Source organism: Bradyrhizobium sp. BR14999 (genome assembly GCF_056106085.1).
Genome location: NZ_CM148536.1, coordinates 7,602,810 through 7,625,994, shown reverse-complemented (window position 1 = coordinate 7,625,994; position 23,185 = coordinate 7,602,810). Strand labels below are relative to the sequence as shown.

Sequence of the window (23,185 nt, the reverse complement as noted above, 5' to 3'; positions counted from 1 at the left end):
GACATCAGGCAAAATTCCGGGAGGAGAACTAAGTGAAGACCGCGATCACCGAACTGTTCGGCATCGAGCACCCGATCATCCAGGGCGGCATGCATTTCGTCGGCTTTGCCGAGCTGGCTGCCGCCGTCTCCAATGCCGGCGGGCTCGGCATCATCACCGGGCTGACGCAGAAGACGCCCGAGTTGCTGGCCAAGGAGATCGCGCGCTGCCGCGACATGACCGACAAGCCGTTCGGCGTGAATCTCACCTTCCTGCCGACCTTCTCGGCGCCGCCTTATCCGGAATACATCGCGGCCATCGTCGAAGGTGGCATCAAGGCGGTGGAAACCGCGGGCCGCAGCCCGGAAGCATACATGCCGGCGCTGAAGGCCGCCGGCATCAAGGTCATCCACAAATGCACCTCGGTGCGCCACTCCCTGAAAGCAGAGCGGATCGGCTGCGACGCCGTCAGCGTCGACGGGTTTGAATGCGGCGGCCATCCCGGCGAGGACGACATTCCCAACATGATCCTGCTGCCGCGCGCTGCGGAAGAATTGAAGATCCCGTTCGTCGCCTCCGGCGGCATGGCCGACGGGCGCAGCCTCGTCGCGGCGTTGTCGCTGGGCGCAGCCGGCATGAACATGGGCACGCGCTTCATCGCCACCAAGGAAGCGCCGGTGCATCAGAACGTCAAGAATGCGCTGGTCGCCGCCACCGAGCTCGACACCCGCCTGATCATGCGGGCGCTGCGCAATACCGAGCGCGTCCTGAAGAACGCCAATGTCGACCGTCTGCTCGAGATCGAACGCGAGAAGGGCGCCAAGCTCACGATCGACGACATTCACGACCAGGTCGCTGGTGTGTATCCCAGGATCATGCTGGATGGTCAGATGGACGCGGGCGCCTGGAGCTGCGGCATGGTCGCAGGCCTCATCCACGACATTCCCTCCTGCAAGGAACTTGTCGACCGCATCATGAGCGAGGCGGAAACCATCATCCGCAGCCGCCTGATCGGGTTCCTGGATGGGACAGGGACGACGCGAAAGGTCGCCTGACATCGCCAAACTTCTTAACCACGGCGGCAATTGGCCGCTGGAATTGCGCGCGACGCCTCCTAAATACGGGTAAATTGCCCCTTTCATAATCGATTTCAGGAGGCGTCCGTGGTCCTGAAAAGCGTTCCCTTTGCAATTGCCGTGGCCCTCGTGCTCGCAGGGGCGGGCATCGCGCGCGCTGACGACTACAAGCCTGACGAATATCTCAGTCTCGATCTGTCCAAGGCCGTGCTGTCGCCGAAGCGGCTCGGCCCGGAGACGAAATTCGCGCCGGTCGCTTTGGAGGCACGCGGCGGCAACGAGGCGCAGGCGCGTGCCGAGCCGATCGACGTGCCAAAGAAGGTCGCCGCTGAACGCGTGCACGTGGCCGAGCCCAAGGTCGGCCACGCCCGGAGCGCCCAGCCGCGCGGTGCGGCGCGCACCAAACTCTCACGTCGTCACGGCAATCCGCTGGAAGCGCAGGCAAGGGACACGCGCATCCAGACGTGGCCGTGCCGCTCCGGCGGCATCTGCAACTGGAAGCGCTAGAGCAGTCTGGTCTTCGTCGCGATTTTGGCACAAGATCACAAGCGGTTGGCGCGAACTAGCGAAACACACTTGGCCGCCTTTGCTAAATGTGTACGGTCCAGTTTTGACCGGCCACAGCCATCGGCTTTGTCCGGGCGACTTACTGACGTCTAGCGCGTTTGCTCCACGTTGCTAGTGCTCCAGGACGATCACGTCGCGCCCGGAGCCAGACATGGGCTATGATATTGGTGGTTAATCTGGACAATCCGAATCATTGGGAGTGGCGCGCGAAATACCACAACGTCTAATTGACCTGTTTCGTCCTCCTTGCTCTGGGATAGAGCTTTCCGATTATGCAGCTATCGCTATTTGCGACCATACCACCGAGGTTGAGTTAGATGATTGACGAGCCGACCAGTTTATTGCCGCCGTCGGGTGCGGGGGAAAGTCACGATACTGGAAAGACCCGAACGCGCTTTGCGATGCTGGTTGAAAAGATCCGCGAGGCCGCGGACCGCGCATTCGCGTTCAAGACCAACCCCCTGCGATCAATTCTCGCTGCGGCTGGCTGCCTGCTTGTCCTGTTCGTGGCAGCATGGGTCCTTGACAAGATCTTCGTCTACTTCCTGGCCCGCAGCTATGTCCAGGAGGTTGCTGACGTCTTCGACCTGAACAAGCATCTTGCCAATGCGCTTGTTTATGTGACCTTCGTTGCGCTCGTCTTCTTCGGTGGGCTGACGATTTCGCTGTCGAAGCGACGGCGGCTTGTGGGGCTTCTCGGCGTCTTCGTCCTGATGGTCGGGCAGTCCCTCATCTTGTGGCGGGGAACCTCGAAAGAGATCATTTCACGCGATGGCAGCGCCCTGAAGTGCTACGTCATCACGCGCGACGGCGTCAGATATGGCGAACGGCCCGGCATCGATCCGGGGACCGGACGCCAATGCCGTGCCGTCACGCCCGAAATGGTTGAGCGTCTTCGCGAATACGAGAAGGGCAGTCGTCCGACTCAGATCAGCGGCACGCCGACCTTCTTCAACCTCGGAACGGGAGAACCGATCGTCTGGTACTCCAAGACCAAGAACGGCGAGATTGAACTGTTCGATCTGATGGGTTTCCATCCCTCTTCCGGTGAGGAATTGCTTCCGATCACCAAAGACGTCGTCGAAGCCTGGAGCCTGCAGAAGCAGAAAGAGGCGCGCCAGGCTCCAACGCCGATCGATCCCGAGAAATACGCGTTCTTCGATCCGATCACCGGCAAGGCCCGCGTGTGGTATCGACGCGCCGACAAGACGGGCGATTTCGAGTTCTACGATCGCGAAGGCTTCGACCCGCGAACCGGCGATGCCCTCGCAGTCGTTTCGCGCGACGTGATCGCAGCCTGGCAACAGTACAAGCGCGATAGCGAATCCCAAAAATGTTACGTCATCACCAAGGATGCGGTGCGATACGGCAACAAGCCGGGCATCGACAGCGCCACGGGCAAGGAATGCCGGCTGTTGACGGCCGAACTGCTCCAGCGGCTCAGGGAATACGAGAAGGGCAATCGTCCGAAGCCGATCAAGGCGCCGCCGGACCCGGTGTTCTTTGATCTGCGAACCGGAGAACCCATCGTCTGGTATTACAAGGCCAGATCCGGCGCGATCGAGATCTTCGACCTGATGGGCTTCCATCCCGAGAGCGGCGAGGAGCTTTTGCCGGTCAACAGGGACATCGTGGAAGCTTGGAAAGCGCAGCGGCAGTCCGAAAGCGTCAGGGCTCCGCAGCGGATCGATCCCGAGAAGTACGCCTTCTTCGATCCCCTCACCGGCAACGCGCGCGTCTGGTATTGGCGCAGTCAGAAGGGCGAGTACGAATTCTACGACGCCCCGGGTTTCCAGCCGCACACCGGCGACGCGCTGGTTGTCGTCACCAAGGATACCCTCGAGCAGCTCAAGCGGGATGCCGAAGCGAGGCAAAAGGAGCTCGAACAGCAGCGATTGAAGATCGAGCAACAGCAGCGTGAGCGGACCGAGCGGCTTGAGCGTGAAACACGTGAAGCCGCCCAAAGGCTGGACGAGGAGAGAAAGAAGCGCGAGGCCGAGCTCCAACGCGAGACCCAGGCCGCTAACCTTTGCGACCAGCTGGCCGGAAATCCGACCGACCCGCAACGGTCAGGACCGGGGGCCTCATTCGACGCGCTCAAGGCCCGGGTCAGCGACGCGGTGGCCAATTGTGAGCTGGCTGTCCGGCAGTATCCGGATCAGCTGCGGTTTCAGTATCAACTGGGGCGATCGCTGCAGTTCGGAGATCGCAACAGGGCCTACGAAATCCATCGCAAGCTCGTTAGCCTGCGCTATCCCGCCGCCTACGACAATCTGGGTTGGATTCTCTATCAGGACAAGAAGAACATCCCGGAGGCGGTCAATACCTTTCGCATGGGCGTGCGGCTCGGCGATCCCGATTCGATGGTGAGCCTCGCCGAGATGATCGATCGGAAATACGCCGTCCCCACGGATCAAAGCGAAACGAAAATTTCCCTTTATGCGAGAGCGGGAGCACTCGGGCATCAGGGCGCGCAGCGGGCGCTTCAGGTCGAGCAGGCGAACGAGGCAAAAGCGACACAGGATCTCGCCGTGCAGCAACAGCAGCAACGACTGATGCTGGAGATGCTCGGAACGATCGTGCAGAACGTGCGCCGCTAGCAGCGCCTCTGTTCGCGGTCATTTGCGACAGGATAGCCCGCGCGCGGCATTTGCGAGATTTTGCGTGCAACGGCAGCCTCCAGCAAACAGCACCAGTACGCTTTGGCTGTAGCCTATCGCGTGCACTTGGTGCGTCGGCCACGGATCGATTGTGTTCAAATGCCCTAGATCCGTCCGCGCCCGTCATCCCCGCGTCGCAAAACCGTAGGCGCGGAGTCAAGAAACCGTAAGCTGGAAGTCAAGGAGCGCAGGCACCTTCCGTCGCGATTCGACGAAGGTTTCCTGAATGGCAACGCTCCGCGCCGCGCGGGCATGGACCCGGCGGCAATTTTTGGTTCGCTCGACCTCCAGCCTCGCCATCGCCTCGCTTGGGACGCTCGCAAAGCCGCATCTCAGTCGCGCCGCCGATCGTCCGCAGATCACGAGCGGCATCCAGTCCGGCGATGTCTCAGACGGCGCCGCCGTGATCTGGGCGCGCGCCGACCGGCCGGCGCGGATGCAGGTGGAATGCTCGACCGTCGAGAGTTTTAAGACGATCATTGCGTCGGCTTCGCGAGATGCGCTGCCCGATGCCGACTTCACTGCAAAGCTGCTGCTGAACGATCTGCCGCCCGGGCAGGACATCTTCTATCGCGTGCGCTTCGACGATATTGCGACCGGTATCGCCGGCGAGAGCCGCATCGGCCACTTCCGCACAGCGCCGGCCGCGGGCCGGTCGATCTCGTTCCTGTGGTCCGGCGACACCGCGGGGCAGGGCTGGGGCATCGATGTCTCGCGCGGCGGGTATCGCAGCTATCGCACCATGCTCGACAACCGCCCGGATTTCTTCATCCACTCCGGCGACCACATCTACGCCGACTGCACCATTCCCTCCGAGCAGAAGCTGCCGAACGGCGAGACGTGGCGCAACATCGTCACCGAGGAAAAATCCGAGGTCGCGCACACGCTGGCGCAGTTCCGCGGCAATTACAAATACAACCACCTCGACGAGCACTTCCGCGCCTTCCATGCGGAGGTGCCGATGTTCGCGCAATGGGACGATCACGAGGTCACCAACGACTGGTCGCCGACCGGCAGCCACGACGCCGCCGGTTATGAGGACGACGGCACGCCGCTCCTGGTCGCGCGCGCCCGCCACGCCTTCTTCGATTTCATGCCGATCCGCGACATCGGCGCGCGACAGGGCCGGGTCTATCGCAAGATCGCTTACGGCCCTCTGCTCGACGTCTTCATGATCGACATGCGCAGCTATCGCGATGAGACCTGGAACAAAGGAAACGACCATCGCGGCTGGATTCTCGGCGCCGAGCAGCTCGCCTGGCTCAAGCGCGAGCTCGCCGCCTCGCGCGCAACCTGGAAGGTGATCGCGGCCGATTTGCCGATCGGCCTGATCAGCCTCGACGCCGTTGCGCTCGGCAATGGGCCGCCCGACCGGCGCGAGCACGAGATTGCCGATCTGCTGGCGTTCATCAAGCGCGCTGGAATCCGCAATATCGTCTGGCTCACCGCCGACATGCACTACACCGCCGCGCACTACTACGATCCGAACAAGGCGCAATTCCAGGATTTCGATCCGTTCTGGGAGTTCGTCTCCGGCCCGCTGCATGCCGGCACCTGGGGGCCGGGCGAGCTCGATGACACGTTTGGTCCGGTCGCGATGTACCAGCACGGCTGTAGCGCGGCGCAGGGCGAGAATCTGGCGCCGTGCTTCGGCTTGCAGTTCTTCGGCCGGGTCGACATCGATGGCCGCAGCGGCGTGATGACCGTGACCCTGAAGGACGTCGACAACCGTGACCTTTGGTCGGTCGATATCGTGCCGCGGCCGCCGGCCCGACCGGCCGTGGTGGCGCAGCATTCGTGAGGGACGGCCGCACTGAGCCCTGGTCGTCATGCCCGGGCTTGTCCCGGGCATCCACGTTCTTTGTGCCGCGGGCAAGGCGTGGATGGCCGGGTCAAGCCCGGCCATGACGATGGGGAAGCATCGTGCGCCCCAAAGCTAACCCGATCTTGATTGGCCGCCCGGCGCCGCCCGCGCTATGGTCGCCACTCCCACCACTTCCTTTCCATCACCGAAGAGTCTGTCACCGCGCGTCCGGCGGGATGAATGACGTCAGGAGCCTGTTCATGGAGCATCTGCAGACACAGGGCATCAGCATGCCCAAGCTCGGCCTCGGCACCTTCCGCATGCAGGGCGACGTCTGCCGCGCCGCGGTCGAGAGTGCGCTGTCGATCGGCTATCGCCACATCGACACCGCCGAGATGTACGCCAACGAGGAGTCGATCGGTTCGGCCATCGCCGTTTCCCGCGTGCCGCGCGGCGAGCTGCACGTCACCACAAAAGTCTGGCACGAGAATCTGGCACCGGACGCGATCCGTCGCGCTTTCGACGCCAGCCTGAACAAGCTCAGGCTCGACCATGTCGACCTCTATCTCGTGCACTGGCCGTCGAGAGCCGCCAATTGGGGCGCGGTGTTCGAGACCGTGATGAAGCTCAAGGAGGAGGGGCGCACACGGGCGATCGGCGTTGCGAACTTTACCACAGCGCTGCTCAAGATCGCCGTCGAGGACATCAAGGCGCCGATCGCCTGCAACCAGATCGAATATCATGCCATGCTCGATCAATCGAAGGTGCTGGCCTATCTCAACGCCAAGTCGATCCCGCTTGTCGCCTATTGCCCGCTGGCGCAGGGGCGCATCGCCGCAGATCCGGTGCTAAGCGAGATCGGGGTTAAGCACAATGCGACCGCCGCGCAGGTCGCACTGAAATGGCTGCTCGATCAGAACGGCGTCGCGGCGATTCCGAAGGCCTCGCGGCGCGAGAGCCAAAAGGCCAATCTCGATGCCCTGAAGATCACGCTCGACGACGCCGACCGCAACAAGATCGCCGCGCTGCCGAAGGACATGCGCTGCGTCAATCCCGGCTTCGCGCCGGCGTGGGATTAGCCGCGAGTGCTTTCGTACGCAAAGAGATGGCCCCATGAGGAGCCATCTCCATGCTGCGTTGCGCGTTAGTCCCAGTGGTGGCGGTGGCTGCGCTTGATCACGACGACCTTGTCACCGCGATGGTGCCAGCCGCGATGCCAGCCGTAGTCGTGGTGCATGCGATATTCGGCGCGGGCGCCGTACGGGCCGTGATGATGACCGCGCTTGATCACCACCGTCTCGGCGCTCGCCAGCGTCGGCGCCGCGATCGCCAGCGCGCCGAGTGCTGCAACCACATAACCAAGCCTCTTCATGATGTCCTCCTCCAATCGAATGCACATCTAAACCGCGCATGCATGCGTACGTTCCGGAGGAACTGCGGGAGAATTCTGAACGGCTGTTAATCGCAGCGTTGCTGCGCCGGAGTCGGCGCGCCGGTCGCGACGTATTTGCCGTCCCTGATCGTGTACTCGCCGCGCTCGCTGCGATTGTAGATCGCGCGCAGGCTGCCATCCTTCTGCAAGAGGAGTCCAAATTCGCGCGTCTGATGCAGCGAGGGGAAGAACACCATCACATTGAGCAGGCCCTCGGCATTGACCGTGGCGGAGACGACCTCGTTCTCGTCCCTGGCGTCGCCGAAGTTGCGCCCGTACATCACCCGGCCGTCCTTCCTGATCTCGTAGGTCAAGAGCGCGCGCTTGTCGCGGTCGGGCCGAACCGCGCAGTCGACCGCCCAAGAGCCGAGCAGGCCCCATTGTTCGACCGTCGCCGCAAGCGTCTCGGCACGCGCCGCGGACGCGAGTGCGACCCACAGCAGCGCAGCCGCTATCCAGCGGCTCAAACAACCCGTCATGTCCTGGCAAGCCCCGCCTCGAAGAATTCCAAAGTGTAGCATCCCGCGCACGGCCGTCCACGCCAGCTGCCGATCGCGCGCGAATTTGATCCGCGTCAATGAGGCCGGCCGTTTCCGGGTTAGGATGTGCTTCCCGAAGGCGATGCGTGGATGGACCAATGCTCAATCAAGTCGTGGATTTTGCGGGCGAAGTGCTCCCGGGGAGCTGCGCCGTGCCGCCTTATTCCGAGACCGCGTTTCTGGCCGAGCTGGGCGAGCGCTTAAGGTCCTCGCGCACGCGCTGTGACCTGTCGCGCCGCGAGCTGGCCCGCCGCTCCGGGATTTCCGAGCGCTACATCGCCCAGATCGAGGCCGGCAAGGGCAACGTCTCGATCGTCCTGCTGCTGCGGCTCGCCTCCGCGATCCACGGCAGCCAGCCCCAAGTGGCTTAATATCAGGCGGCTTAATATCAGGCCCGCTTCTCCACATTGGCGCTACGGGCCGGCACGCCAAATTCCTTGCGGCAGACCTCGGCCAGCACGGCGACGCCCTCACGGATCTGCTGATGCGTCGGGCTCGCAAAGCACAGCCTCAGCCGCGAGCTGGAATGGTTCTTGTTGGTCGACCATTCCGGCCCCGGATTGATCGAGACGCCGGCGGCAAGCGCGGCCTGATAGAGCTTGAGCGTATCGACCTGGTCGGGCAGCTTGACCCAGAGGAAGATGCCGCCCTTGGGCTCCTCGAACTCGGCCGCCGTCCCGAACTGCTCGTTGAGGGCTTCCATCAGCGTATCGAGCTTGGTGCGCAGCGCCTTCGTCAGGGCCGGCACGTGGGTCGAGAAATGCGGCTTGCAATAGGTGGCGAGCACCATCTGCTCCAGCGCGCCCGAGCCGGCATCCGTCTTCAGGGCCAGCATCCGCGACATCACATCCCAGGGCGCCACGACGAAGCCGACGCGCAGCGCCGGCGCGATCGACTTCGAGAATGAGCCGATATGGATCACGCCACCGTTTCGGCTCATCGCATGGATCGCAGGCGGCCGCTGTCCCGACCAGACGAGGTCGGCATAGCAATCGTCCTCGAAGATCGGCACGCCGTATTCCGCCGATAGCCGCAGCAGCTCGACGCGCCGGCTCTCCGGCATGATGCTGCCGGTCGGGTTCTGCACCGTCGGGATGGTGTAGATGTATTTCGGCCGGATGCCGCGGGTCTTCAGGTCGGCTAGCGTGGAGGCGAGCGCGTCCATGCGCATGCCGTCCTTGTCGAGAGGGACGCCCACCACATTGACGCCGAGCCGCGCCAGGCGCGTCAGCGCGCCCTGATAGCTCTCCTGCTCGAAGATCACGGTGTCACCGCGCGTCAGCAGCGTGGCGTTGACGAGGTCGAGCGCCTGGAGCGAGCCCGAGACGATCAGGAGATCGTCGACCGTGCAGGTGATGCCGGCATCGCGCCTGAGCTTTGTCACCAGGAATTCGCGCAAGGGCAGGTAACCCTGGGGACCGTGCGCCAGCCCGTAAGTGGCAAGCGAGCGGCCCTCGCGTTGCAGCGCCAGGTTCGTCGCCTCGATCAGACCCTCGAGCGGCACCTGCTCGGAGTCGTTGTTGCCGCCGACGAAGCTGTATTTGGCAAGGCCCGTCCAGCGCGCAGAGGGGGCCGGCAGCCCTGCGGGAAACAGGGGCGCGAAATCGAAGCTGGAGGTCATGGGCGTTCCTCGTCTTGTTCTTGTTGGGCGGCCGGCGTTGCACCGGCCTGTCTTACTTCTTGCTGGCCGTCCGGGTCGGACGTCCCTGGCTGATGAAAGCGTAATGCGCATTGGCGACGCCGCCAACCATCAAGGCTTCGACCACGGGCTCGGCGATCTCGCTTGTCGCGGCCCAGTCCACGAGAAAATTGGCACCGGTCCCGCCGCGGACGTCGTCGGTCGGAATGAAGATCGACACGGTGGCGAGCGGCCTCAAGGCGACCGGCGCCTTCAGATAGCTCTCGACCTGCTTGCCTGCGGTGTCGAAATAGGCGATGCGTTTGACCACCAGCGGCTGGGTCTCGGAGGCGTTGTGCACGCTCAGCGTCACCGAGAAGTCGACACGCAGCTTGCCCTGGCTCATCGCGACGCTGGAATAGGCGGGCACGTAGAACCCGCCGGAGACGGCAAGTTCTTCCTTCGGCATCGCGGTTAGCGAATCGGCAAAGTTTTGTTCGATACTGACTTTGGATTGCGCGGCGGCGGGCACGGCGTAGGCGAGGGGGCATAGCAGCATTGCCGCGAAGAGCCCTTTCCACATGTGACGAATTGCTCGCTTGCCGCACCGCAACCCGTCTCTAGGGTGCGGCAAAACGGACCAATTTGGCATGCACGAGCTCATTCGCGACATCACTCTCTGTATCCTGTTTGCCTGGATGCTGGGCCTGCTCGCCCATTTCTCCCGGCAACCCCTGATCCTGGCCTACCTTATCGCCGGCTTCTGCATAGGTCCATTCGGCGCCGGCTGGGTCAAATCGCAGGAATCGATCAGCGTCATCTCCGAGCTCGGCCTCATTTTCATGCTGTTCATGATCGGGCTGGAGATCGACCTGAAGAAGATCGTGCGGGCAGGAAAGGTGATCCTGTTCGCGGCGGGCGGCCAGCTGCTCGGGGGCTGCCTGCTCGGGGTCTTGTTCTTTGTCGGCATCGGCCTGTCGCTCGGCGGCGGGCATTTCGATGCAGTCTATCTCTGCGTCGCCTGCGCGTTGTCGAGCACCGTCATCATCGTCAAGGTGCTCTACGAGAAGCGCGAACTCGACACGCTGCCGGGCCGCATCACCCTCGGCGTGCTGGTGCTCCAGGATATCTTCGCCATCCTGTTCCTGGCGGTGCAGCCGAGCCTTGCCAATCTGCAAGTCAGCGTCATCCTGCTCTCGATCGGCCGCGTCGCGGTGCTGGTCGCCGCCGCGCTTCTGGTCAGCCGCTACGTGCTGCCACGCCTGTTCCACCAGATCGCACGCCGCCCTGAGCTGATCCTGCTCGGCGCGCTCGCCTGGTGCTTTCTCGTCGCCGAAACTGCGGAGCGGCTGTCGCTGTCGCGCGAGATGGGCGCGCTGATCGCCGGCGTCTCGCTCTCGACCTTTCCTTACGCGCTCGACGTCACCGCCAAGGTCACGACACTCCGCGACTTCTTCATCACGCTGTTCTTCGTCGCGCTCGGCATGACCATTCCCGTGCCCGGCCTCTCCGTGATCGGGCTCGCCTTGATGATCGCGGCGTTTACGGTGGTGAGCCGCCTCATCACCACTTTCATCCCGCTCTACCTGATGAAGCAGGGGCTCCGCGCGAGCCTGTTGCCGGCCCTCAACCTCGCCCAGATCTCCGAGTTCTCGCTGGTGGTGATCCAGACCGGCATCGCCGACCACCATATCGCGCCGGAGACGGCGAACGCGGCCTCCTTCGCCTTCGTGGTGCTGGCCGTGCTCTCGACATTCGTGATGACGCGCAGTGACGAGATCACCCGCTGGATGATCGGCCCCCTGAAGCGGATCGGCCTGCGCGACCTCGATCACGGCAGCGGGCATGCCGAGGAGGCCCATGGGGGCGGCCATGGCGAGGCCCGCCGCATCGTCATCCTCGGCTTTTTCCGTGCGGCGAGCGCGCTTTTGGCCGAGATCGAACGGCAGACCCCGGTGCTGCTGGAGCAGATCACGGTGGTCGATTTCAACCCCAATGTGTACCAGACCCTGCTCTCGCGCGGCCTGCACGTGATCTATGGCGACATCAGCAATGTTGACACGCTGCTCCATGCCGGCGTCGGCAAGTCCGAGATGATCATTCTCAGCGTGCCGGATTCGCTGCTGAAGGGCGCCACCAACGAGAAGCTGGTCCGCCACGTCCGCGCGCTCAACCCCACCGCCCTGATCGTGGCGACCGCCGACCTCCTGGCCGATGTCGGCGAGCTCTACGGGGCCGGCGCCAGCTACGTCACCGTGACCCGGCTCAGCGATGCGCACGAGCTGTTCACGGTGATCGAAGCCGCCCAGGCCGGCCTTCTGGCCGACAAGCGCGCCGAGCTCGATCAGCGGCTCGGCGAGCGGCGCGAAGTGCTCCCCTGACCGCGCCGGCCGCCTTCCCTTCCGGCGGGTCGGCGCCTATATCCCTGGTATCTTCGGTGCAAGCCTGAACCACCCTGGCAGGCCTGCCGTCCGGCATATGTGGTTGCGCTGGGAAGACTAGCGCCCCGGCTCAAGTCCGGCTAAGCCTCCCGGCCATAACCGATAGAGATTGGGAAATGCCCGATAGCATTCAGGAAGTCTTGCAGGCCTTTGCCCGGGGCGAGCTTGTCGTCGTCACCGATGATGAGGATCGCGAGGGCGAGGGCGATCTGATCGTCGCTGCCTCGCTCTGCACCGCCGAGAAGATGGCGTTCATCATCCGCCACACCTCCGGCATCGTCTGCGCGCCCGTGACCACGGAGGACGCACGCCGCCTGCGGCTCGATCCGATGGTCGCCCACAACGATTCCGCGCATACCACCGCGTTCACGGTCTCGATCGACTACAAGCCCGACGGCGGCACCGGCATCTCCGCCGAGGAGCGCGCCTCGTGCTGCCGGGCGCTGTCCAATCCCAATGTCGGCGCCAATGACTTCGCCCGCCCGGGCCACATCTTTCCGCTGATCGCCAAGGATGGCGGCGTGCTGCTGCGCTCCGGCCATACCGAGGCCGCGGTCGACCTCTGCAAGCTCTCCGGCCTGCCGCCGGTCGGCGTCATCAGCGAGCTCATGAACGACGACGGCAGCGTGATGAAGGGCGAGCAAGTCGCCCGCTTCGCCGCCGAGCACAAGCTCAAGCACGTCACCATCGCGGACATGATCGCTTACCGCCAGGGGCGCGAAAAACTGATCGAGCGGGTCTCGACCTTCGTCACCGAGAGCCCGATCGGGCCCTTGCAGGGCTATGCCTACCGCTCGCCGTTCGATTCCATCGCCCACGTCGCCTTCGTCTACAATGGCGTTGGCGACGGCAAGAACGTGCTGACGCGCTTTCACAAGCCGAACATCGTCAAGGACGCTTTCACCGGCCACAAGCGCATGGCGGCGGTGCTCGAGCATTTCAAGAAATCCGGCCGAGGCGTGCTGGTCTACCTGCGTGATGGCGCAGCCGGTGTGCCCGTGGAGCCGCTGCCGGACGAGACGTCCACGGAAGCCGACCGCAACCGCCAGTGGCGTGAGGTCGGCGTTGGCGCGCAGATCCTGCGCGATCTCGGCGTCACCTCGATCCGGCACCTCACCTCTTCGGTGCATGACTACAAAGGCCTGTCCGGCTTCGGCATCGAGATCGTCGCCAACGAGCAGCTCGAAAGCTGACACGCAGTGTAGAGGCGAGGAGATTGCGGGTTCGACGCTTCGCCTCGCCCCGGAATGACCGAAACCAGGATGCAATTGCACTTGTTGCCGCGGCGCTTTAATTTGTCGGGCAATTTTTGACGGAACCAGACGCGAAAGGACGTTTCATGAGCGTGCGCCCTCAGGCCAAGGACAAGCCGGCTGCGGCTTCTTTCCAGTGGGACGATCCGTTCCTGCTCGACGAGCAGCTCACCGAAGACGAGCGCATGGTGCGCGACACCGCTCGCGCCTATGCCCAGGACAAGCTGCTGCCCCGTGTCTCCCAGGCCTATCTCGAAGAAAAAACGGATCGCGAGATCTTCAACGAAATGGGTGAGCTCGGCCTGATCGGCATCACCCTGCCGGAGGAATATGGCTGCGCCAATGCGAGCTACGTCGCCTATGGCCTCGTCGCGCGCGAGATCGAGCGGGTCGATTCCGGCTATCGCTCGATGAACTCGGTGCAGTCCTCGCTGGTGATGTATCCGATCTACGCCTATGGCGACGAGAACCAGCGCAAGAAGTACCTGCCGAAGCTCGCCAGCGGCGAGTGGGTTGGCTGCTTCGGCTTGACCGAGCCCGATGCCGGCTCCGACCCGGCCGGCATGAAGACGCGCGCCGAGAAGGTTTCGGACGGCTATCGCCTCACCGGCAGCAAGATGTGGATCTCGAACGCGCCGATCGCCGATGTATTCGTGGTGTGGGCCAAGTCGGCGGCGCACGACAACCAGATCCGCGGCTTCGTGCTGGAGAAGGGCATGAAGGGCCTCTCCGCACCGAAGATCGGCGGCAAGCTGTCGCTTCGCGCCTCCATTACCGGCGAGGTCGTGATGGACGGTGTCGTGGTTCCCGAAGACGCGCTGCTGCCCAACGTCTCCGGCCTGAAGGGCCCATTCGGCTGTCTCAACCGCGCCCGTTACGGCATCTCCTGGGGTGCGTTAGGGGCCGCCGAGGACTGCATGCACCGCGCCCGCCAGTACACGCTCGACCGCAAGCAGTTCGGCAAGCCGCTCGCCGCGACCCAGCTGGTGCAGAAGAAGCTCGCCGACATGGAGACCGAGATCGCGCTGGGCCTGCAGGGCTCGCTTCGTGTCGGTCGCCTGATGGACGAGGGCAAGTTCGCGCCCGAGATGATCTCGATCATGAAGCGCAACAATTGCGGCAAGGCGCTCGACATCGCCCGCACCGCCCGCGACATGCACGGCGGCAACGGCATCTCGATCGAGTACCACGTGATGCGCCACGTCCATAACCTCGAGACGGTCAACACCTACGAGGGCACCCACGACGTCCACGCCCTGATCCTGGGCCGCGCGATCACGGGCATTCAGGCGTTTTTCTAGTCGTCACGCATTCCGTGGCGGTTGTTTTGCTGAGCTGTCATCGCCCGCCTTGTGCGCAATGCGCATTGGGGCGGGCGATCCAGCATCCCAGAGACCTCGCCTTCGTCACAGGCGCCGCGGCGTACTGGATACCCCGCTTTCGCCGGGTATGACGAAGAGTGTGGCGGTACGCACAGGAAGTCCCATGTCCGACAATGACGACGTCCCGTTCAACCGCAACTTTCCGCTGAAGCCCGGAATCGTCGAGGAGGTCCGCCCCGGCGTGCGGCGCGTGCTCTGTAACAATCCGAGCCCGTTCACCTTCACCGGCACGGTCAGCTACATCGTCGGCACCGGCAATGTCGCAATCATCGATCCCGGCCCGGACGATGCGGCGCATGCGGCAGCGCTGCTCGATGCCGTGCGCGGTGAGACGGTGAGCCATATCTTCGTCACCCACACCCACCGCGACCATTCGCCGAACACCGCGCGGATCAAGCAGGCGACCGGCGCGCCCGTTTATGCCGAAGGCCCGCACCGGGCCTCGCGCCCGCGCTTCGAGAGCGAGAAGCACAATCCGGAATCCGGCGCGGACCGCGATTTCGCGCCCGATGTCAGGATCGCCCATGGCGACGTCGTCGAAGGCGCCGGTTGGCAGCTCGAGGCGGTGGCAACGCCCGGCCACACCGCAAACCATCTCGCCTTTGCCTGGCCCGAGCGGAACTTCAACTTCGTCGGTGATCACGTCATGGGCTGGTCGACATCGATCGTGGCACCGCCCGACGGCTCGATGATCGACTATATGGACTCGCTGGACCGCCTCGCGTCCCGCGAGGAGGACCTCTACTTCTCCGGCCATGGCCCGGAGATTCCGGACGGTCCGCGCTTCGTGCGTTTCCTGATCCGTCATCGCAAAGCGCGCGAGGCCTCGATCCTGCACCGCCTCGCCAAGGGCGAGGCCGACATCCCCACCATGGTGCGCGCGATCTATATCGGGATCGATCCCAGGCTCACGACCGCCGCTGGCTACTCCGTGCTGGCGCACCTGGAAGACCTGGTCGCGCGAGGCGTGGTCGCGACGGATGGCGATCCCGTGATCGGCGGGACATATCGGATGGCGGGCTAGCCGCCCGTCGTTCTGGGGCGATGCGTAGCATCGAACCCGGGATCTCGCGCCACAATCTCGATATTCCAGGCGGCCCGGCAGGCGGCCCGGAGTTCACCTCTCCCCGCTGGGGAGAGGTGATCCGGAGCAAGCTGGCCGAGCTTAATCTCATCGTGCGCTAGACTAGCGCGTCACTTCTTCACCGTCTTCGCCGGCGCCTTTGGCGGCGCGACCGGCGTCTTCTTCACCGGCTTGAGCGCATCGGCATCGGCGGCGGTGTTGAGGTCATCAATGAATTTCTTGACGCGGGCAGCGTTGCTGCCGAGGTCGCTCTCGAAATAGCGCGAGGCGGAGCGGATATCGACGCGGGAATCATCGCCATCAGGCACGACCCGGATCGAGATGTCCTCGCGGAACCCCATGATCGGCGTGCGCGCGACCGCCTCGATGCGGCCGATACGGCGCGGCGGCTGCGGCGCACGCTCGTCGATGACGAGCCATTTGCGCTTGTTGACGAGCTGGCGTGCGATTGCATAGGCGCGGTCCACCGGGATCTCCAGCTCGATCGGCTCGATGTCGGGATAAAACTGGCGCTGCTGCTCGGCCGAATAGAGGCCGGTATAGACCGCGGTGTTGGTGCCATCGCCGGTGCGTATGGGCGCCAACGCGTCGAAGCGCGGCGGGTCGATCGGGTTGGTGGTGATGTCGTGGATCGCCGGCAGCTTACGATATTGCAGGCCGAGATAGGCGGGATAGGCGAGGATCAGCGCATCGATCAGGAAAGCGAGCAGGATGCGCGCCATGCCGCGTGAGCCGTTCTGCCAGATCGCGGCAAAGCCGGCGAGCCCGAACAGGATCGAGAGGCCGGCGATCGCGAGCCCGCCGAAGAAGGCCATCAGCGCCGGCTTCATCTCCAGGAAGTCGAAGCGGACGATGATGATCGAGACCACCACCGCCACCACCGCGAACACGGCCAGATTACGCGCCCAGCTCGCGAGGCTGGACACGGGCTCCGACTGATAGGGAGCGGAAAACCTGCGGGCCATCGGGTGAGCTCTGCCGGGTGTTGCGGGCGGCGCCGGCCGATATGGCGCGACGATGCGCCGTTGAGACCACGGCGCGGGGGCAAATTCAAGGGTCGTTCACCCTCCCCTGGAGGGGGAGGGTCGATCGCGCGAAGCGCGAGCGGGGTGGGGTGACGGTCTCTCACTGAGGCGGTGCCCGTGTGGAGAGATCACCCCACCCGTCTCACATTGCGCTTCGCTCCATGTGAGCCGACCCTCCCCCTCCAGGGGAGGGTGGCACCGTCTTACGCCGCCGCGTTCGGGAAACGGTAATCCTTGAACTGGTCGCGCAACTCCGTCTTCAGGATCTTGCCCGTCGCGGTGTGCGGAATGCCCTCGACGAAGACGACGTCGTCGGGCATCCACCACTTGGCGATCTTGCCATCCATGAACTTCAGGATGTCCTCGCGCGTGGCCTGCTGGCCCTGCTTGAGGTGCACGATCAGGAGCGGCCGCTCATCCCATTTCGGGTGGAACACGCCGATCACGGCGGCTTCGGCCACGGCCGGATGGCCGATCGCGAGGTTTTCGAGATCGATCGAGGAGATCCACTCGCCGCCGGACTTGATCACGTCCTTGGAGCGGTCGGTGATCCGCATGTAGCCGTCCTCGTCGATGGTCGAGACGTCGCCGGTGTCGAAGAAGCCTTCCTCGTCGAGGATGTTGGCGTCGAGCCGGTAATAGGCCTTGGCGACGGCTGGGCCGGCGACCTTGAGGCGGCCGAAGGTCTTGCCGTCCCAGGGCAGCTCCTTGCCGGCATCGTCGGTGATCTTCATCTGCACCGCGAACGGCGCATAGCCCTGCATCTGGAGCACGTCGAGCCGCGCCTCTCCGGTCGCGTTTTGGAACGGCGGCTTCAGCGCCGCGACGGTGCCGATCGGGCTCATCTCGGTCATCCCCCAGGCGTGGCGGACGTTCGAGCCCATGTCGAGGAAGGCCTTGATCATCGAGCGCGGCATCGCCGAGCCGCCGCAGATCACCATCTTCAGGTCGGGCAGCTTCAGATTGTTGGCGGCCATGTGCTGGAGCAGCATCAGCCACACCGTCGGCACGCCTGCGGTGTGCGTCACCTTCTCGGTCGAGAGCAGCTCGTAGACCGAGGCGCCGTCGAGCTTGGCGCCGGGCATCACCAGCTTGGTGCCCTGCGAGGGCGCGGAGAAGGCGATGCCCCAGCTGTTGGCGTGGAACAGCGGCACCACCGGCAGCATCGTCTCGGAGGCGCTGGTGCCGAGCGCGTCGACATTGTTGGCCATCAGCGCGTGCAGCACGTTGGAGCGATGCGAATACAGCACGCCCTTCGGGTCGCCCGTCGTGCCCGACGTGTAGCACATCGCGGCCGCCGTGTTCTCGTCAAAGTCCTTCCATTTGAATTTGCCGTCGGCCTGCGCAATCCAGTCCTCGTAGGCGACCACATTCTTCAGCGTGGTTTCCGGCAAATGCGCCTTGTCGGTGAGCACGACATAGCGTTCCACGCTCGGAAGTTTGTCGGCGATCTTCTCCAGGATCGGAACGAAGGTGATGTCGGTCATCACGATGCGGTCCTGCGCATGGTTGATGATCCAGGCGATCTGCTCGGGGAAAAGGCGGGGATTGACGGTATGGCAGATGGCGCCGATCCCCATGATGCCGTACCACACCTCGAGATGGCGCCAGGTGTTCCAGGCGATCGTTGCGACACGGTCGCCGAGCTTGATGCCGTCGCGCTCCAGCATCTGCGAGACCTTGAGCGCGCGCTGGTGGATCTCGGCGTAGTTGGTGCGATGGATCGGCCCCTCGACAGAGCGCGTGACCACCTCCTGCTTGCCATGAATCCTGGCGGCGTGTTCGATGATCCGGTGGCAGAGCAGGGGCCAATCTTGCATCAAACCGAGCATTCTGACGTTCCTCCGAGAAGTCGCTGGGCGCGTTATCGCTCTCAGCCTTGGGCCAAACAATTGTGATGAGTTTTAGCCTGCCGGACTTTCGCCGCAAATGGTCTTGTCGCGGCTATATGTCCACCGGCGCGGCAATGGTTACCGCCGCGCTCGCGCTGTCGCTAGTGCTCGCCGAGAGGGCTGAGGCGCGGAAATATCCTGCGCCATGGGATATCTTCGGCCTTGGTACACCACGACCGCGCGCAGCCGTTCGTCACGCCAAGATTCCACTGCCAAAACCGCGCCCCGAAGAGGCCCCCAAGGCGTCGGACGAGGGGGCGCCGGAGCCAGAAGGCAAGCCATCCGAGGACAAGCCAAGCGCCGACAAGCCCGCCGAGGCCGCGCCGCCGCCCGAGAAGCAGGCCTCGGCCTGCCGGCTGGCGCTGACCGAGGAGATCGCGATCGCGCCGTCGATTCCGGATATCCGCGGGCCCGGCGCCTGCGGCGGTGAGGATCTGGTGCGGCTAGAGGCTATCGTGCTGCCGGACAAGCGTAAGGTGGTGGTCAAGCCGGCAGCGATCCTCCGCTGCAACATGGCGTCCGCGGTCGCCGATTGGGTGCGCAAGGACATGGTGCCGCTGGCGGCGAGCCTCGGCTCGACCATCAGCGACCTCGACAATTTCGACAGCTTCGAGTGCCGTGGCCGCAACCGCGTCGTCGGCGCGATGCTGTCCGAGCACGGCAAGGCCAACGCCCTCGACGTCCGCGCCATCAAGCTGGCCAACGGCCAGTCGATCGGCCTGACCGACCGCACCATGTCGCGCGAGGTGCGCGAGCGCGTGCTGCATTCGGTGTGCGCGCGCTTTTCCACCGTGCTCGGTCCGGGCTCGGACTGGTACCACGAGGACCACATCCATCTCGATTTGGCGCAGCGGCGCAATGACTACCGGATCTGCCAGTGGAACGTCTGGGATCCCCTGCCGCAGGTCGCCCCGCTGCTGCCGGCGGAGCGCCCCGAGGAGGCCCCGCCGCGCGAGGTCGCGGCCAAGCCCGACGGCAAGGAGGACGCCGACGAAGGGGCAGCGGAGACTCCCCCTGCGGCCGCGGACAAGCCGTCGGCTGGTGGCAACAAAGCCCGGTCGCACAAGCCGGCAACAAAAAAGCGCCGGTAAGACCGGCGCTTTTGGATGTCAGAGATCAGAATGCGATCAGTAGCTGCCGGCTTGGCCGGTTTGGCTGCCGCCGAGCGCCAGGCGCGAATTATACGGCGAGTCGCCATGCTTCGGCTCGAGCACCACGACGATGGTGCCGACCTTGACGCGGTTGTAGAGGTCGATCGCGTCCTCGTTGGTCAGGCGGATGCAGCCCGACGAGATCGAGGCGCCGATATATTCCGGCTGGTTGGTGCCGTGGATGCGGAACAGCGTGTCCTTGCCGCCCGAATAGAGGTACATGGCGCGGGAACCCATCGGATTGTCCGGACCCGGCGCGACATAGGTCGGCACGCCCAGGCGCGAAATCTCGCCCGGCGTCGGATGCCAGGCCGGCCATTCGGTCATGCTGCCGACCTTGGCAATGCCGGACCAGGCCATGGCCTCTTCGCCGACGGTGATGCCATAGCGGATCGCCTTGCCGCCCTCCAGCACGTAATAGAGGTAGTGGTTGTCGGAATCGACCACGATCGAGCCCGGCGATTCCTTGCGGTGATACTCGACGATGGCGCGGCGGAACGGCTCTGCGACCGGGGTATTTTCATACCGGACCTTGGCGAGGAGTTCCTTGTCCTTCGGCTTGAAGGCTTTGGTGTCGGTCGCCTCGAAATGCGTGGCCTGCATGCAGCCCGACAGCATCAGGCCAGCGGCCAAGATCCCCAATTTAACTTTCAGCGACGACATGGTTTGGTTCCAATCAAAACAATACCGTACGGAACGCCTGAGCTTAGCGCCCAAGTTCCTCGACTCCGTTAATCCCATTATCGTTGAAATCTGCCACAATTCCAGCACTGAAGCCCTTATCCCGCGCTGCAAGACCCCAGCTGTGGCTTTTTTGCCGCAAGTTTTGCGGCGCTGTGCGGATTTTGCGGCAGGAGGCCTCGAACTGTCGATTCCGCGCCACAGTTGAACCCCGACCCCGCCACAAATACCAACGCTTCGTTAATCCAGTTGTCATCGTGAACTTGTCAGAATCGCGCTAAGGGCTGTCATTCTGTCGCAGGTTCTCTGGAGTTGTCATGTTTTCGGTGTTTGTTCCCTCCGAGGCCTCCCTCAAGAAGGCTGTCATCGAAGATCTCACCGCGCTGCCGGAGAGCGCGGTCTGGATCGACCTCGTCAACCCGAGCGCGGCCGAGGACAAGGCGGTGGAGCGGCTGGCGGGCATCGCCATCCCGACCCGGGAAGACATGCAGGAGATCGAGATCTCCAGCCGGCTCTATATCGAGAGCGGCGCGCGCTACATGACCGCGACGCTGATGTGCCACTCCGATACCGACATGCCCCGGACCACGGCAGTGACCTTCATCCTCGGCGACCACCGCCTGGTGACGGTGCGCTACGATTTGCCGAAGCCATTCGCCCTGGTCGAGGCCAAGCTCGGTCGCTCCTGCACGCCTTCCATCACCGGCGAGATGGTGCTGATGGAACTCCTGGACGCCGTGATCGACCGCTGCGCCGACATTCTGGAGCGCTGCGGCGCCGAGATCGATCAGGTCTCGCACGACATCTTCGAACCCGAGAGTGAGCGCCACGGCCACGCCAAGCAATATTCCCAGATCCTGATCTCGATCGGCCGCAAGGGCGATCTGACCTCGAAGGTTCGGGAGAGCCTGGTGTCGATCGGCCGCGTCGTGACCTTCTTGTCCGCAGTGGTGGAAGGCGTGAAATGGTCGAAGGACATGCGCGAGCAGCTCAAGACCATGCAGCGCGACGTGGGCTCGCTGACCGATCACGCATCCTACCTCTCCAACAAGATCACCTTCGTGCTCGACGCCATGCTCGGCGTCGTCAATCTCGAGCAGAACAACATCATCAAGCTGTTCTCGGTCATGGCTGTTGTCCTGATGCCGCCGACGCTGATCGCCTCGATCTACGGCATGAACTTCAAGGTGATGCCGGAACTCGAATGGATCCACGGCTATCCGATGGCGCTGGTGATGATGCTGGTGGCAGCGATCGTCCCGTACTGGATCTTCAAGTGGAAGAAGTGGCTCTGATCTCCCGCGCTCTCGGAAGATAGCTACCGAGACCTTACGCGGTTCGCAAAGACACGGTCGATCGTGTCGCAGAATAGAGCGGGATTGAGGCGCTGCCGTGATGTGTGCGCTGTGCCCCAATTCCTCCGGTAAAATTTGAGCGGTGGGCTGAACGTTTGCGCGAAACTTGTCTGCGATAAGCAGCGTGTTAGCCGCGAGGAACAGCCATGGTTGAAAAACACATAACGACGCCCCGCAACGTCATCGATCTGGCGAACTATCGTCAGGTCGTGACGAGCGGCAAGGCGCCGTCGTTGTCGGCACGCCTGTGCCGACACTGTGGTGCTCCGCTGCTCGACGGCGAAAACGACGACGACTGCTCGACTGCATTGAACGTCGCCGCTCCGCGGCTGCGCGAACGGTCGCGTCGGATTCGACTCGATTGAGGAACGGAAGGAAGGCGGGCGATCCAGGTCTTGCGGCGGCGTTGTCTGGATCGCCTTGCTTCCGTCTTTCGGCAAATCAGCTAGCGCTTCACGATCTGCGCCGTCGAGACAATGGTCTCGGCGATGGCGCCGTCGCGGCTGAAAGCGACGAGATGCTTTAAGACATCGCGCAGCATAGCCTCGACATTCTCGCCCAAAGCATCCGGTGATGACGACGAATAAGTGAGAGTGCGTTGCGCCAAGTCGTACAGGCCGACCAGATGGCTGGTTTCGACTGTGACGAGCTCGGCGGGCTGAAACGAGCTGCCGCGGAAGAACGCGGGAAGGTCGCGGTGGGTCCGTGTGCCCCGGCCGGCTTCCTCCCAGAGCTTTGCCGGTGACCAGCGGCGGCGGATCTCGTTGTAGCCATCAAGCCAGGAGTTGCGGCCATCGGCGGCCGAGAACGAGGCGCAGATCGCGAGCGCACCGTCGTGCGCGACCAGCCGATCGAGCAATGCAAGCGTCAAGTCACGATCCATCCAATGCAGCGCGCGGCCGATTGTGACGATGTCGAAACTGCCGATGTCGGAGGCGAGCGTCTCGGCGTTGCTTTCGATCAGCGTGACATGTCGCCCCGCGCGCGCTGCCGCGAGCCGGGCGGCGTCGAGCATCGCAGGCTCAGGGTCGACACCGACGACACGGCCCACATAAGGGCCGAAGCCGAGCGCCAGCAGCCCGGGTCCGGTGCCGAGATCGATCAGGCTGCTCTCCCTGGAGAGGCAGAGCTTGTGCGCGACACTGCGAAAGAATTCGCCCGGGTAAGGCGGGCGCAAATGCTCGTAGAGTGACGCCGTGCTTGCGAATCTGCCCATGCTTCCACCGTTCTGGCCTATACGTAATGT

General features: G+C 63.8%; 21 protein-coding genes. 13 read left to right on the top strand and 8 right to left on the bottom strand.

All coding sequences use genetic code 11. The features are described from left to right. The first annotated feature begins 32 nt into the window (after positions 1-32). The 5 genes from ACR9YP_RS35645 to ACR9YP_RS35625 all read left to right on the top strand — a co-directional run bounded on the left by ACR9YP_RS35645 (position 33) and on the right by ACR9YP_RS35625 (position 7,165). A complete protein-coding gene (locus ACR9YP_RS35645) occupies positions 33-1,034 on the top strand; it encodes an NAD(P)H-dependent flavin oxidoreductase (RefSeq protein ID WP_474218211.1) in 1,002 nt (333 codons plus the stop codon). A gap of 108 nt (positions 1,035-1,142) precedes the next feature. Further along, positions 1,143-1,562, top strand: a complete 420-nt coding sequence (locus ACR9YP_RS35640; RefSeq protein ID WP_438111684.1) for a hypothetical protein — start codon at positions 1,143-1,145, stop codon at positions 1,560-1,562. A 461-nt stretch (positions 1,563-2,023) separates the two neighbouring features. Beyond that, complete coding sequence (locus tag ACR9YP_RS35635; RefSeq protein ID WP_474218210.1) at positions 2,024-4,222, top strand: tetratricopeptide repeat protein; 2,199 nt, start codon at positions 2,024-2,026, stop codon at positions 4,220-4,222. A gap of 286 nt (positions 4,223-4,508) precedes the next feature. Then, positions 4,509-6,083 (top strand): alkaline phosphatase D family protein, encoded by a 1,575-nt coding sequence (locus tag ACR9YP_RS35630; protein ID WP_474218209.1) that lies wholly within the window; start codon positions 4,509-4,511, stop codon positions 6,081-6,083. Positions 6,084-6,346: 263 nt separating this feature from the next. Next, entirely contained in the window at positions 6,347-7,165 is an 819-nt protein-coding gene (locus ACR9YP_RS35625) for an aldo/keto reductase (protein WP_474218207.1), read from the top strand. Positions 7,166-7,230: 65 nt separating this feature from the next. On the opposite strand, the gene ACR9YP_RS35620 is transcribed toward ACR9YP_RS35625, so the two are convergent. Both ACR9YP_RS35620 and ACR9YP_RS35615 read right to left on the bottom strand, forming a co-directional pair. Beyond that, positions 7,231-7,458 carry a hypothetical protein gene (locus tag ACR9YP_RS35620; protein ID WP_474218206.1) on the bottom strand — a complete coding sequence of 76 codons (228 nt, stop codon included), beginning with the start codon at positions 7,456-7,458 and terminating at the stop codon, positions 7,231-7,233. A gap of 86 nt (positions 7,459-7,544) precedes the next feature. Next, complete coding sequence (locus ACR9YP_RS35615; protein WP_370984935.1) at positions 7,545-7,997, bottom strand: hypothetical protein; 453 nt, start codon at positions 7,995-7,997, stop codon at positions 7,545-7,547. Between the two features lie 158 nt (positions 7,998-8,155). Here ACR9YP_RS35615 and ACR9YP_RS35610 point away from each other — a divergent pair, with 158 nt between their 5' ends. Next, complete coding sequence (locus ACR9YP_RS35610; RefSeq protein WP_128935322.1) at positions 8,156-8,428, top strand: helix-turn-helix domain-containing protein; 273 nt, start codon at positions 8,156-8,158, stop codon at positions 8,426-8,428. Between the two features lie 17 nt (positions 8,429-8,445). On the opposite strand, the gene ACR9YP_RS35605 is transcribed toward ACR9YP_RS35610, so the two are convergent. After that, a complete protein-coding gene (locus ACR9YP_RS35605; protein ID WP_474218205.1) occupies positions 8,446-9,678 on the bottom strand; it encodes an aminotransferase-like domain-containing protein in 1,233 nt (410 codons plus the stop codon). 52 nt (positions 9,679-9,730) lie between these two features. Next, entirely contained in the window at positions 9,731-10,258 is a 528-nt protein-coding gene (locus ACR9YP_RS35600) for a DUF3124 domain-containing protein (RefSeq protein ID WP_474218204.1), read from the bottom strand. Positions 10,259-10,325: 67 nt separating this feature from the next. Between ACR9YP_RS35600 and ACR9YP_RS35595 the strand changes: the two genes are divergently transcribed. The 4 genes from ACR9YP_RS35595 (at position 10,326) to ACR9YP_RS35580 (ending at position 15,775) form a co-directional block, all read left to right on the top strand. Continuing rightward, positions 10,326-12,056, top strand: coding sequence for a cation:proton antiporter (locus ACR9YP_RS35595; RefSeq protein ID WP_474218203.1), 1,731 nt, complete (start codon positions 10,326-10,328; stop codon positions 12,054-12,056). Between the two features lie 176 nt (positions 12,057-12,232). Beyond that, positions 12,233-13,309, top strand: coding sequence for a 3,4-dihydroxy-2-butanone-4-phosphate synthase (gene ribB / locus ACR9YP_RS35590; RefSeq protein ID WP_091892435.1), 1,077 nt, complete (start codon positions 12,233-12,235; stop codon positions 13,307-13,309). Between the two features lie 146 nt (positions 13,310-13,455). Further along, positions 13,456-14,670, top strand: a complete 1,215-nt coding sequence (locus ACR9YP_RS35585) for an acyl-CoA dehydrogenase (protein ID WP_091892433.1) — start codon at positions 13,456-13,458, stop codon at positions 14,668-14,670. Positions 14,671-14,854: 184 nt separating this feature from the next. Beyond that, positions 14,855-15,775 (top strand): MBL fold metallo-hydrolase, encoded by a 921-nt coding sequence (locus ACR9YP_RS35580; protein WP_474218201.1) that lies wholly within the window; start codon positions 14,855-14,857, stop codon positions 15,773-15,775. A gap of 170 nt (positions 15,776-15,945) precedes the next feature. Here ACR9YP_RS35580 and ACR9YP_RS35575 read toward each other — a convergent pair whose 3' ends face one another. Continuing rightward, positions 15,946-16,800, bottom strand: a complete 855-nt coding sequence (locus ACR9YP_RS35575; protein WP_474218199.1) for a DUF1499 domain-containing protein — start codon at positions 16,798-16,800, stop codon at positions 15,946-15,948. Between the two features lie 263 nt (positions 16,801-17,063). Next, positions 17,064-18,692 (bottom strand): fatty-acid--CoA ligase, encoded by a 1,629-nt coding sequence (locus ACR9YP_RS35570; RefSeq protein WP_370984941.1) that lies wholly within the window; start codon positions 18,690-18,692, stop codon positions 17,064-17,066. A 65-nt stretch (positions 18,693-18,757) separates the two neighbouring features. On the opposite strand from ACR9YP_RS35570, the gene ACR9YP_RS35565 reads away from it, so the two are divergent. After that, positions 18,758-19,843: an extensin family protein gene (locus ACR9YP_RS35565; RefSeq protein WP_474218198.1), complete on the top strand. Its 1,086-nt coding sequence runs from the start codon at positions 18,758-18,760 to the stop codon at positions 19,841-19,843. A gap of 36 nt (positions 19,844-19,879) precedes the next feature. Here ACR9YP_RS35565 and ACR9YP_RS35560 read toward each other — a convergent pair whose 3' ends face one another. Next, on the bottom strand, positions 19,880-20,566 hold the full coding sequence (locus tag ACR9YP_RS35560) for a L,D-transpeptidase (protein WP_130212824.1): 687 nt from the start codon (positions 20,564-20,566) through the stop codon (positions 19,880-19,882). Positions 20,567-20,901: 335 nt separating this feature from the next. Here ACR9YP_RS35560 and ACR9YP_RS35555 point away from each other — a divergent pair, with 335 nt between their 5' ends. Beyond that, positions 20,902-21,879, top strand: a complete 978-nt coding sequence (locus tag ACR9YP_RS35555; RefSeq protein ID WP_091893590.1) for a magnesium transporter CorA family protein — start codon at positions 20,902-20,904, stop codon at positions 21,877-21,879. Between the two features lie 206 nt (positions 21,880-22,085). Beyond that, positions 22,086-22,304 carry a hypothetical protein gene (locus ACR9YP_RS35550; protein ID WP_370984943.1) on the top strand — a complete coding sequence of 73 codons (219 nt, stop codon included), beginning with the start codon at positions 22,086-22,088 and terminating at the stop codon, positions 22,302-22,304. Positions 22,305-22,384: 80 nt separating this feature from the next. Here the strand turns inward: ACR9YP_RS35550 and ACR9YP_RS35545 are convergent, their stop codons facing one another. Next, a complete protein-coding gene (locus ACR9YP_RS35545) occupies positions 22,385-23,155 on the bottom strand; it encodes a class I SAM-dependent methyltransferase (RefSeq protein ID WP_474218197.1) in 771 nt (256 codons plus the stop codon). Between the last annotated feature and the right edge of the window lie 30 nt (positions 23,156-23,185).